A 12081-nucleotide genomic window follows, 5' to 3' on the forward strand; every position below is an offset into this window, starting at 1 on the left:
GGAGAGTTGGGATGGAAAATCCTCCACAGATGAATGATGAAGAGCAGCTATCTCTGCTAAATCCAGAGGATGAAGACGTATTTCATAATTTAGACGAATCCTGGCTAGAGGACGACTTTGGGTTTGATCAACCGAGCGATCGCTCGGTTGAACCTGCCGCGCGAGAATTACTCACGCTCAAGCTTTTGCGAGAGGCGATCCAGGCTCAAAATCCGGATGATGCAGTGATGCGGGATTTTGCGGCGATTGTTCTGCCCAATCTGCTGAAATATACAATCGGGGTCACGGCTAAAGGCGGCAAGTTTTTTGCTGAATATCTCGATCGGGTGGTGAACCCTAAGCGCATTGCTAAAGGGAAAGAGCCGATTCGGCGGGATAATGCCGCTGATCAATCTTTAAATACACACCTGCTAAATGGTCTATTTCCGGCAAACCTGATTGAACGCAGGCTGCAACGGCTAGACACAACCGTCAGCCGCCAGGTAAAAGAACGAGAACGCCGTCTTTTGGTGTCGGGCTTCATTCTGCATGACTTTGAGAAGTTCGATTACGACCTGGTTCCCGGAATGCCGGAAGACTATAAAACCATTCGGCGCGACCCGGAACAGGATATTCGTAAACAGCCGATTGCAGCACACCGTAAAATTATTACCGTGTTGGTCGAGGCGCTGAAATTAGACCGTTTTATCTGCTCGGATCAGCCGGAACAGTGGGAGCAGTACCTCGATGACTTACTGTTTTTGGCATACAACGCGCAGCGCCGAAACGACACGAATCTTAATCTTTCTGATAGTGGATTAAACCCTGCGCTGGGCGATCGCACGCTCCGCTGTCTTGCTGACCTGACGTGCCTTGCTGATCGCCTTGCGTCTGTCATCAAGCACCCCCAAGATGCCGAAAATACCGGACTTTATGAGTTGATTCACGGGTTGAGTGATGGGCAACTCCGGCTTACCTATCACGCAATTTCTGAAAATCGGGGGGTATTGACTAACGTAGTCAATAATGCCCTGATGGATGCTCATATCAGCCTCAATACCTCAGAACAGGAACACTATACGCCCCTACTTTACCTACCAACGGGTGTAATCTATCTTGTCCAGCGAGCCGCTCCAGCGATTAGCCTTGATACCTTACCCAATCGGGTGGTCGCTAGCATCAAAGACCTCTGTGCAGGACAGCTACGCCTGCGGCAAACAGGCTTTGGACGAGATGGGAAGGGCATGAAATATGCCGATTACTATACTCTGTTCTTTGATGATCTGGGCTTAATGCAGGTTGCCCAAGATGCCACTTTCCGTATCCTCACACCCAATAAGGAATCGGTTGCCAGCAAGCGGAGTGAGAATCTGATTGCATTCCAGCAGCAAGGTGTTCTTTCGGCTGATTATGACTTTACATTCAAAGACGATATTCGGATTGATCAGCTTGCAGAATTTGGTGACTTGATTAGTCGTAAAATTTGGGGCGATCGCGTTAATAAGCTTGAAGCGGCAATTAAGGAACGTGCCAAAGAACGGAAGAAACATAAGGATCTGCCAAATCTTCCCGCAATCGATGATGCAGTTTTGCCAGAAAACATTATTTGCAAAGTTGCTGAGTTTTGGGGGTTATCTTCGCTCCTGCCACAAATTCGAGAAATTCAGCGAATTAATGAAAAGCTCAAAGAATTGAAGCTTAAAGGCAATACTGGCGGCGTTCCCTATGAGTGGTATTTTCTCGCTGCTAGATTTTTGCAGCAGAATCCGGGCATTGAAGACCTGCGGGAAACTTGTAGCCAGGTCATCACCTATGTAGCCGACCTGACTCAAATGATTACTGCTCGATACCCAATCTCTGATGGTTGGGAAGATTTACGCCAGTGGGTTGGCACAGTTGTGATGCTGCCTAGTCAGGCTTCAGAAGCTCCGATATCAGAGCAAGTGGATGTATTTCTAAAAGAGCTTAACTACTACAATGCTGCTAAAAAACCGGGACGAGGGCGACAGATGATTTGCTCTATCTCTCACTCACCTTATTCTGTGAGTGAACAGATGGAATCCGCTGTTCTGTTCACGCCTCAGGTTTATACCAACAAACAGCATCTAGGCGGGTCTAACGCCAAGCGCAATATTTCCAGCATTGCAGGCATTGAGATGATGCTGCGGCAGATTTTGATGAATCAAACCCAGGCTGTAGGGAAACGGTTTGAAGACGGCAAATACCGCTATCTCTATTTCTACCCAACCTACTACTTCACACCAGAAACAAATTCTTTCTTGCACAAAGCCTACAGCAGCATTGCCCAAACCCGGTTCGATACCAGCATTCGCAACCATTTCATTAGCAAACAGCTAGAAGCTAACTTTGGCAGAGAAAAGTATCAAACAGTTGATGCTTTTTTGATGGATGAAGATCTGGCCCAGCGCAAGCAGCTACCTGATGATGATCCCAATTTTAAGCGCGACAGAACCTTCAAGCTGACCTATCCAGAAAATAAGCCTCTAACGTTTTACTTTATGGCGCTGCCTCCGGGTCGAGACAGCACTGACACTGAATCATGGGTAATGCCCAGTTGGCTAGCACTTGCTTTCCCGATGATTTTGGATGTCAAAACTGTGGTGTCTGAATCTCCAATTCCCCCTTTCACCGACGGGTCTGAATTTGAAGAGAGTGTTTTTCTTGATAGTGCGCCCCATGCCTTCCGAACTCTGGTCGGTCGGGATCGGTTCCGACTGGATTGCATCCTGGACGGCTGGACAGACGAAACTGGCATCAAACGACCAGCCCCCTTAAACGTGCTAACTGCTGCCTATGCCATTCATATGGATGTTAATGCAAAGCAAGGGAAAGGGGGCTATGACGCGAACTGGGGTCGATTTACAGAATTGGCAAGGGATATTGAAACCAGCCCGCTGTATGTCTTTTCCTATCTGGCGAAGTGGGGCCGAGGCCAGAAAACCGACGCTCCCAGTCCCCAGAAAATCAGGCTCTATGCCCATTATTTTTATCCCTGTTTTGACCCTTATGCAACCTACCGCTTTCGAACTCAATCTCAAGAGGAGGAATGGATTTTGGAACCCGAATCACCCCTAAATCATCCCAAGAAGCTGACGGAGCTTTATCGAGTGTTTTACCGGGCAAATAAGCGCTACAACCCCAAGTCTAATGCGGTTCTAAAGCCGATTGATATCGCCGCTGACACGATCCTCAAAGCTGAAACTAGTATGTTTCATGATGAAGCGCTCGTGACGGTTGTTGCAGCCGAAGTGTTCAAATTAATGGATCGGGTTCATGCTTCGACTGCCGAAGGGCGCTGGATCATCAGCGATCGCGAAAAAGAGCGACAAGCCGTTTTGGATTTTGCTCGCTACTTCGTAATCGAGGTCTTTGAGAAAGCGTTTGCGGGCGATCGCGCTCGATTGGCAGGCCGCCAGCTCAATCTGATTCGAGATACCTGTGAATTTCTTTATCGACTGGAGCAGGATAAGGAGAATCAGGCACTCAAGGCAAAGGGCGAATTGCCTCAAGAAGAGCCGGAATAAGGTCTTGGTCAGTCTGTTTAGAGATGAATTAGCCAAATTTACAACACAAGAGGAACCCTACTATGGCTTTGCTAAAATCTGTCGATGCTAAATTCTTCCATGCCGATATTCCCTACAAGCCAATGGGCAAATACGCTCACTTTTTGACTATTCGCATCACTGAATCCTATCCCCTCTTTCAGACCGATGGAGAACTGAATAAAGCACGGGTGCGGGCAGGACTAGCAGATCGATCTACCATTAGCCGTCTATCCATGTTTAAGCGCAAACAGTCCACTCCAGAGCGTTTGGTAGGACGCGAACTCCTCCGCACCTATGGCTTTGTTAAGCCTGAAGAATGTGAATACAACGTTGAGTTTGGCATGGATAATCCTGACTGCATTATCTACGGCTTTGCAATTGGGGACTCCGGATCTGAGAAGTCGAAGGTAGTTGTGGATACTGCATTTTCAATCACTGCATTTGATGAATCCCACGAAACCTTTACCTTGAATGCTCCTTTTGAGAATGGCACGATGGCTTCAAAGGGTGAGAAAGGATCTAAGCCCGGTGAGGTGACGAGTCGGATTAATCAGCAGGATCATATTCGCCCTCAAGTTTTCTTTCCCAGTATTGTGACGCTGAAAGATCCGACAGAGGCTTCTTTTCTATATGTCTTCAACAACATTCTGCGGACTCGCCACTATGGGGCACAAACGACTCGCACGGGTCGAGTCCGCAACGAACTGATTGGGGTCGTTTTTGCGGATGGCGAAATTGTCAGCAATCTCCGCTGGACGCAGGCAATTTATGACCAGATGAAAACTAACAATACTCTAAGATCGCCTGATCCGCTTGATGAGGAGGACGTGATTCAAGCTGCCACAACTGGAATTCAGACTCTCATGAATGAGGAATTTATTGTGCATACCGATTTCATTGGTGAAGACTTTCAAGCACTGCTGGCAGAGGTCAAAGCGTTGACTGCGAGTGAAGAGGGTCTGCGCTCTATCTTGAAGCAGGCAGATGACGAAGCGAAAGCCTACGCCAAAAAGCATATTGGCAAGAAAACAGCCGCAGGAGCAAAGTGATGCCCCATATCTATCGCTGCACGCTGGAGTTACACGATAGCCTCTATTTTGCGACCCGTGAAATTGGGCGATTGTATGAAACGGAGCCAATTCTGCACAACTACGGACTGTGTTATGCATTGGGCTTTGTGGATAGCGATCGCCATTCCACGACCGTGGCAGAAGAACATGCCTACCGCTACTTTTGTTCGGAACAAGTCCCTAAGTATGAGGAGCATCTTACTCCTTTGAATCAGCAGGGAATCTATGTCACGCCGGCGAGAGCGGTTTACCACACGGCTGTCCTCAATACGTGGAAGTATGCCAACAACAACTACCACGTTGAAATGGAGAAGACTCAGAAAAATATTCCTAGCTTTGGACGCGCAAAAGAAATTGCACCCGAAAGTCAGTTTGAGTTTTTTGTGTTCTCTAAAAATCCTCTGACGTTTCCTCGCTGGATTCGGTTAGGAAAGTGGATGAGCAAAGCTGAGGTCGCTGTGACCGAGTTGCCAAATCCCAAGCGTCAGTCAGCGAAGGAATTTATTTTTCCCTATCCGCTGAATCCGCTGGATGTCATGTTTACGAACCAAGTGCTGAGCTACGACACTATCAATATGCCGCCCGTCAGCCTGATTCGTAATGTGCGGATGGTGGGTGAATATTACACATTTGAGGGACTCAGTGAACCGCTCAAGCTGCCTGTAAATATGCATTACCGATTTAGTCAGTAGCCATGCCGCACAGTCTCATCCTCAACCTCCAACCCCGATCGCCCATTCAACCGGGCTACCTGACCGGGAAACATCTCCATGCGCTATTTCTGACGCTGGTGAGTTCTGTGGATCGCGAGCTGGGCGATCGCCTCCATAGCCAGACCACCAACAAAGCCTTTGCGCTCAGCCCGCTGCAACGGGGTGATTCTCCTTCGGAGCGGCAACGCCAACGCCCCCGCACAGAACATCTTCTCCAGTGGCAGCATTCTTACCCCATTTCGGCGGGGATGCCCTGCTGGTGGCGCATTTCGCTGCTAGATGATCAGCTCTTTGGCAACCTGTCTCGGCTGTGGCTGAACCTCAACCCGCAGCATTCCTGGCATCTGGGGGCGGCTGATTTATATATCACCAGCATCCTGGGAACACCGCAATCGACCCAGCCTTGGGCAGGCTTTGCGCCCTATCAACAGCTCTACGAGACAGCATCGCCAGAGGAGCCGCAGATTCACCTCCGCTTTTTCACACCGACTGCGTTTCGCCAAGGGACGTTTGATTCTGCCCTGCCCAGCCGAGAAAATGTCTTTGGCAGTTTGCTGAGGCGATGGAATGAATACAGCAACATTCCGTTTCCAGAGTCAATCGTCGAGCATTTATTTCCCAGTTATTTTGACATTCGCACGGAGTTGGTGAAAGATGCGCGGAGCAAATTCATCGGCTGTGTGGGGGACCTGTCGTTTCGCATTATGGGAGCGGCAAACGCAGAAACAATTCGACAACTCAACACGCTGGCAGACTTTGCGCTCTATGCCGGAGTGGGGCGCAAAACACCCATGGGAATGGGCATGACCCGGCGACTTGCCTAGCCACCAAAAGTTTCTTATCTCGTTAATTTATCCATCTACCTAAAACCGATATGGACGTGATCACCCTTTCTGTGATGATCGCTGGCTTTGTGCTGGCTTGCCTGAAGGAATCTCCGCCACCGCCCAAGTCTACGGAGCAGCAGCTTGGGGAAGCGCTGGGCAAATACCTGGAAAAGGGCGTGACGATCAATGTCAACTTTAATGCTCAAAAGAAAAAGTCATGAATCTTGAAGACGTGCCGATTGCGGCGCTCAATCAGTATACCTATTGCCCGCACCGCTGCTGGCGGATGTTTTGCGCGGGAGAATTTGTGGACAATCACTACACGCTGGAGGGGACGGGGCTGCACGATCGCGTCCATTCTCTGGGGGCGGGGCATCGCGAAGAGACATGGCAAGTGCGGGCGATCTGGCTGCGGTCGGAGCGCTATGGGCTGGTGGGTAAGGCAGATTTGATCGAGGCGGAAAAGGGTGAATATTATCCAGTGGAGTATAAGCGCAGTGCCACGGGCGAGTTTGAGAATGATGCCTTGCAAGTGTGCGCTCAAGCGCTGTGCCTGGAGGAGATGACGGGGCGGCCTGTGACGATGGGCTATGTCTACTATGCCCAGTCGCATCAGCGGCAGGCGATCGCCCTCACGCCAGAGCTACGACAGCGGGCGATCGCCACCATTGAACAGGTCAAAACGCTGCTAGAAACCGGAGCCATGCCGCCTGCGGTATACACGCCTCGCTGTAAGGGTTGTAGCCTCTATGCTCAATGCCTACCACGGGCAGTGGCCCAGGTCAATCAATACCAGGAGAAAAATTAGTAGGACTTATGCAGTTGGATGATTTCTCGCGGATGCAGCCCACGAGAAACCATCCAAAATTCAAAAAACTGAAAACTGATCGCAAGTGCGTCAGTCTTGGTTAGGTAAAGGTAATAGGTAAAGGTAAGGAGAAAGATTAACAATGGGCACTGTTTATATTACTCAGGAAGATGCCTTTATTGGGAAAACCGATGAGCGACTAAAGGTGCGGGCAAACCAGAAAACGCTGCTGGATGTGCCGCTGATCAAGGTGGACGGAATCGTGGTACTAGGACGGGCGACGGTCTCTCCGGCGGCAATGATCGAACTGCTAGAACGCCAGATTCCCCTGACGTTTTTGACGGCGACGGGTCGATATTTGGGGCGTTTGGAGCCACCGCTGACGAAGAACGTGCTGCTGCGATCTGCTCAATGGAGCGCCGCCGGAGACACCGAAGCGGCCGTTCAGATTGCTCGGAGCGTGATTCGAGGAAAGTTGAAGAACTATCGCAATACGCTGATGCGGGCCCAGCGAGACTATCCGCATCTTGACTTGAAGGCAGGAATCACGCAACTGGAGCAGGCGATCGCCCCAATTGACACAACTGATGCGATTGATTCTTTGCGCGGGCTAGAAGGGGCAGGCAGCGCAGCGTATTTTGCCAACTTTGGGCAGCTAATTCGTCAGGAAGGATTTACCTTTTGCACCCGCAATCGCCGCCCGCCGACAGACCCAGTAAACGCGCTGCTTAGCTTTGGCTATGCGCTGTTGCGACATGATGTGCAAAGCGCAATTAACATTGTCGGGTTTGACCCCTACCTGGGATACTTGCATGTGCAGCGCTATGGCAGACCGTCGCTGGCGCTGGACCTGATGGAGGAGTTTCGCCCGCTGGTGGTGGATGCAGTGGTGCTGTCGGCAGTGAATCGCAAGTCGCTGACTCCTGAAGATTTCACCACTGAGCCAATTAGCCATGCAGTGGCGCTGTCGGACGAGGGGCGGCGGACGTTTTTGCGGCTCTATGAACAAAAGAAGCAGTCCTCTTTTTCGCACCCGGTTTTGAATAAGAAATGCACATATCAGGAGAGTTTTGAGATCCAAGCGCGGCTTTTGGCAAAGTTCTTGATGCAACAAACAGACAAATATCCACCGCTGATTATCAAATAGCAAAGCCATGTATCTGGTGATTTCCTACGACATCTCGGATGACAAGCGCCGGACTAAAATTCACAAAGTTTTGAAGTCCTACGGCCAGTGGATGCAGTTCAGCGTGTTTGAATGCACCATTACAGAAACGCAGTACGCCAAGCTACGATTGCGCTTGAGCAAGCTGATTAAGCCGGAGCAAGATAGCATTCGGTTCTACACGCTCTGTGCCTGTTGCTATGGCAAAGTCGAGCGTATAGGCGGAGAGGCGGTGCGTGACGACACTATCTTTTTTGCTTAAAATTGAGTAAAAGCTGCGCGAGTGGGGGGCTGTATTTTGCGACAGCCTCTTCTGAAAGGGCGCAAGCGCTCAGTCTATCATTGGTTGGGCGATCGCTCTTGCAAGAACGGTTCGCGCAAGCCCCCAAATGCTGGATGGACGTGCGATCGCGGTGACTGTCTGACATGACCTGCCATATCCAATCGGCTGAATATGCAAATCCGCGATCGATTCGCGCATTTGAACCTCGAAAATCGAATATACTAAGGATTACGGAGTCCCGCAGTCGCAAAACCCCCAAATCCCTTCCAGGGATTGAAACCGAGGTTACCTGTGCCAACTGATTCAGACTGGGGCTATCCGTCGCAAAACCCCCAAATCCCTTCCAGGGATTGAAACAGGGTAGTGGCGACGGTTTCGACCCGATAGCCCAGGTCGCAAAACCCCCAAATCCCTTCCAGGGATTGAAACGCCAAACTGCTGCCGGAGAGCCTGCTCCATCTCGGGTCGCAAAACCCCCAAATCCCTTCCAGGGATTGAAACTTCCCGAATCCTCGTGACGAAATCGGAATCGTTGATGTCGCAAAACCCCCAAATCCCTTCCAGGGATTGAAACCCAAAGGAGTTTGCATTCCCGTGCGATCGCGCCGCGTCGCAAAACCCCCAAATCCCTTCCAGGGATTGAAACGGCTTTGAAGCGCTCTTTTTTTGAGTCTTCAGCGGGGTCGCAAAACCCCCAAATCCCTTCCAGGGATTGAAACAAACAGCCCCGACGTGGACAGCCCCGCGACCAGCAGGTCGCAAAACCCCCAAATCCCTTCCAGGGATTGAAACCGCCAAGCGTTTAGGTGCGATCGCGCTGAGCAGTCACTGGAGTCGCAAAACCCCCAAATCCCTTCCAGGGATTGAAACGCCTGATCTGGACACCTACAGTCGCCCTCTGAAGGTCGCAAAACCCCCAAATCCCTTCCAGGGATTGAAACTGGTTGCACAGCCGGATCATCCACTCGTAGGCAACTCGTCGCAAAACCCCCAAATCCCTTCCAGGGATTGAAACAGTCCCCTAATCAGCCTGCCCGCACGTGTACAAAACTACATCGGTCGCAAAACCCCCAAATCCCTTCCAGGGATTGAAACACCCTCAGAGATTACCAGCGCTACGAGAGAAACAAGTCGCAAAACCCCCAAATCCCTTCCAGGGATTGAAACTGCGAGATCTTGGAGGCGATCGCCGATCATTATGCCGTCGCAAAACCCCCAAATCCCTTCCAGGGATTGAAACCCGATTGGAGCCTATCACCCTGATCTGGATTACCGGTCGCAAAACCCCCAAATCCCTTCCAGGGATTGAAACTCACGGAGGCACATATGAACCCCCATGAAAAAGAGTGTTGTCGCAAAACCCCCAAATCCCTTCCAGGGATTGAAACGGCTACCAAGATTTCCCCACCCAAGCGATCGCACAGTCGCAAAACCCCCAAATCCCTTCCAGGGATTGAAACGGCACACCAGAGTACACGCTTACTGTGGCTAATTGTCGCAAAACCCCCAAATCCCTTCCAGGGATTGAAACGCGGTGTAGTTGGACGCGCAATAGGGTTGCCGATCTGTCGCAAAACCCCCAAATCCCTTCCAGGGATTGAAACCTTGCCAAGATCGACCCTAGAGTTCCTAGCGACGCATTGTCGCAAAACCCCCAAATCCCTTCCAGGGATTGAAACAGGGGCAGCGACGTAGCAGCGTACTTGTGGCGGATGGTCGCAAAACCCCCAAATCCCTTCCAGGGATTGAAACAGGCTCATTTGGCTAGATCCTACTCCGGTACCATTGTCGCAAAACCCCCAAATCCCTTCCAGGGATTGAAACGTGGTGGGTTGGGCATCACATATGTTAGCCCCAGCAAAAGTCGCAAAACCCCCAAATCCCTTCCAGGGATTGAAACAAAGGGAGGTCTAGATCACCCGGAGAATCTGGTGCTAGCGTCGCAAAACCCCCAAATCCCTTCCAGGGATTGAAACTACATCAGTTGCGCTTGCGCCACTCCCACGGACGCACTTGGGTCGCAAAACCCCCAAATCCCTTCCAGGGATTGAAACTCTGTGGATTTCGCCATGGCTCTTTGGGCGTGAGTGTCGCAAAACCCCCAAATCCCTTCCAGGGATTGAAACCACTAGGGATCTCGCCTTCTCCTTCACAGGTTGGGCAAGTCGCAAAACCCCCAAATCCCTTCCAGGGATTGAAACCAACCACCAACATAGGCACGTCCTTGAATACCCGAAGCGTCGCAAAACCCCCAAATCCCTTCCAGGGATTGAAACGCTAGCGATAAGTTGGCGATCGCCCCTGGACGCAAGTCGCAAAACCCCCAAATCCCTTCCAGGGATTGAAACGGTACGGGTGAAGGATCGGTATGAGTTTGTAATAGAGGTCGCAAAACCCCCAAATCCCTTCCAGGGATTGAAACAGTGGGTAGTCCCAACTGGCGTGCTGCGGACAGATAGTCGCAAAACCCCCAAATCCCTTCCAGGGATTGAAACTCAGTAAGAATCCAGGCGTATCAAGGGTTTGAGGCTTACTGGTCGCAAAACCCCCAAATCCCTTCCAGGGATTGAAACCCAGTAGGGGGCACAATCCTCAGGGGGAACCACCAGGGTCGCAAAACCCCCAAATCCCTTCCAGGGATTGAAACCGTATGCGGCATAGCCAGACACTAGCGGCAGGAGTGTCGCAAAACCCCCAAATCCCTTCCAGGGATTGAAACATTTGATGCTGTACTTAGATTTAGCGGCGACTTCTGGAGGTCGCAAAACCCCCAAATCCCTTCCAGGGATTGAAACACTACTCTGGTATTTTTTATTGGGCGATCGCAGTAGTCGCAAAACCCCCAAATCCCTTCCAGGGATTGAAACTCAGTTGTTTCCATTGGGGTCTCAGTGGTTGTTTCGGTCGCAAAACCCCCAAATCCCTTCCAGGGATTGAAACTCCTCACCTATGGATTGTGGCTGGCACGGGAATGGGGTCGCAAAACCCCCAAATCCCTTCCAGGGATTGAAACGGACACGATGTATAGGTCATACCCGTCGGGCAAAGGGGTCGCAAAACCCCCAAATCCCTTCCAGGGATTGAAACCTCAGAAAAGCACAGCATTTCCCGTAACTCCAGGGGTCGCAAAACCCCCAAATCCCTTCCAGGGATTGAAACTTATTAGGGGCATTCCTATCGACACAGGGGAGGACATGGTCGCAAAACCCCCAAATCCCTTCCAGGGATTGAAACTTCTCTGATAGAAATAGCTAAGGACTATGGACTGGTCGCAAAACCCCCAAATCCCTTCCAGGGATTGAAACGATGATACGGCTTGCCCAGAGAGTGCATCCACGTATTGGGTCGCAAAACCCCCAAATCCCTTCCAGGGATTGAAACATGTGATCAATCGTGAATTTGACTTTTTCCAGACCGATGTCGCAAAACCCCCAAATCCCTTCCAGGGATTGAAACCCTCCGTGCGATCGCTCTGAAGCTCTGGTGTGGATGTCGCAAAACCCCCAAATCCCTTCCAGGGATTGAAACGCCCGCACAGTCACTAATGAAATGGCAAATCAGGGAGTCGCAAAACCCCCAAATCCCTTCCAGGGATTGAAACGGTGAAGACGGGTACGGAAAACGACGGAAATGCCTTTGGTCGCAAAACCCCCAAATCCCTTCCAGGGAT

Annotated in this window: 8 protein-coding genes and 1 CRISPR repeat array (1 of these 9 cut by a window edge); all 8 genes read left to right on the top strand. The window is 50.8% G+C overall.

From position 1 onward, the window contains the following. Positions 1-11 precede the first annotated feature (11 nt). The 8 genes from cas10d to cas2 all read left to right on the top strand — a co-directional run bounded on the left by cas10d (position 12) and on the right by cas2 (position 8390). Complete coding sequence (gene cas10d, locus HNI00_RS11485) at positions 12-3524, top strand: type I-D CRISPR-associated protein Cas10d/Csc3 (protein WP_316786256.1); 3513 nt, start codon at positions 12-14, stop codon at positions 3522-3524. A 62-nt stretch (positions 3525-3586) separates the two neighbouring features. Then, the gene (gene cas7d / locus HNI00_RS11490) at positions 3587-4594 is read left to right on the top strand and encodes a type I-D CRISPR-associated protein Cas7/Csc2 (protein WP_316786258.1); all 1008 of its coding nucleotides are present in this window, start codon (positions 3587-3589) and stop codon (positions 4592-4594) included. Then, positions 4594-5307, top strand: a complete 714-nt coding sequence (gene cas5d / locus HNI00_RS11495) for a type I-D CRISPR-associated protein Cas5/Csc1 (RefSeq protein WP_316786260.1) — start codon at positions 4594-4596, stop codon at positions 5305-5307. The genes cas7d and cas5d overlap by 1 nt, the downstream gene beginning before the upstream one ends. Before the next feature lie 2 nt (positions 5308-5309). After that, positions 5310-6152: a CRISPR-associated endoribonuclease Cas6 gene (gene cas6, locus HNI00_RS11500; protein WP_297075868.1), complete on the top strand. Its 843-nt coding sequence runs from the start codon at positions 5310-5312 to the stop codon at positions 6150-6152. A 50-nt stretch (positions 6153-6202) separates the two neighbouring features. Next, positions 6203-6376, top strand: coding sequence for a hypothetical protein (locus HNI00_RS11505; RefSeq protein WP_297075866.1), 174 nt, complete (start codon positions 6203-6205; stop codon positions 6374-6376). Then, positions 6373-6963 (top strand): CRISPR-associated protein Cas4, encoded by a 591-nt coding sequence (gene cas4 / locus HNI00_RS11510; RefSeq protein WP_316786266.1) that lies wholly within the window; start codon positions 6373-6375, stop codon positions 6961-6963. The genes HNI00_RS11505 and cas4 overlap by 4 nt, the downstream gene beginning before the upstream one ends. A 142-nt stretch (positions 6964-7105) precedes the next feature. Beyond that, entirely contained in the window at positions 7106-8110 is a 1005-nt protein-coding gene (cas1d, locus tag HNI00_RS11515; protein WP_316786268.1) for a type I-D CRISPR-associated endonuclease Cas1d, read from the top strand. 7 nt (positions 8111-8117) lie between these two features. Next, a complete protein-coding gene (cas2, locus tag HNI00_RS11520) occupies positions 8118-8390 on the top strand; it encodes a CRISPR-associated endonuclease Cas2 (RefSeq protein ID WP_297075860.1) in 273 nt (90 codons plus the stop codon). A 264-nt stretch (positions 8391-8654) separates the two neighbouring features. Next, a CRISPR array of direct repeats spans positions 8655-12081; the repeat unit is 37 nt; unit sequence GTCGCAAAACCCCCAAATCCCTTCCAGGGATTGAAAC (it continues 5380 nt past the right edge of the window).

Origin of the sequence: Thermoleptolyngbya oregonensis NK1-22 (genome assembly GCF_032705245.1) — a bacterium.
Taxonomy (GTDB): Bacteria; Cyanobacteriota; Cyanobacteriia; order Elainellales; family Elainellaceae; genus Thermoleptolyngbya; species Thermoleptolyngbya sichuanensis.

Coding starts and splice junctions, on each gene's coding strand:
- cas6 (WP_297075868.1), top strand. CDS start 5,310: ATGCCGCACAGTCTCATCCTCAACCTCCAACCCCGATCGCCCATTCAA.
- cas1d (WP_316786268.1), top strand. CDS start 7,106: ATGGGCACTGTTTATATTACTCAGGAAGATGCCTTTATTGGGAAAACC.
- cas5d (WP_316786260.1), top strand. CDS start 4,594: ATGCCCCATATCTATCGCTGCACGCTGGAGTTACACGATAGCCTCTAT.
- cas10d (WP_316786256.1), top strand. CDS start 12: ATGGAAAATCCTCCACAGATGAATGATGAAGAGCAGCTATCTCTGCTA.
- cas2 (WP_297075860.1), top strand. CDS start 8,118: ATGTATCTGGTGATTTCCTACGACATCTCGGATGACAAGCGCCGGACT.
- HNI00_RS11505 (WP_297075866.1), top strand. CDS start 6,203: ATGGACGTGATCACCCTTTCTGTGATGATCGCTGGCTTTGTGCTGGCT.
- cas7d (WP_316786258.1), top strand. CDS start 3,587: ATGGCTTTGCTAAAATCTGTCGATGCTAAATTCTTCCATGCCGATATT.
- cas4 (WP_316786266.1), top strand. CDS start 6,373: ATGAATCTTGAAGACGTGCCGATTGCGGCGCTCAATCAGTATACCTAT.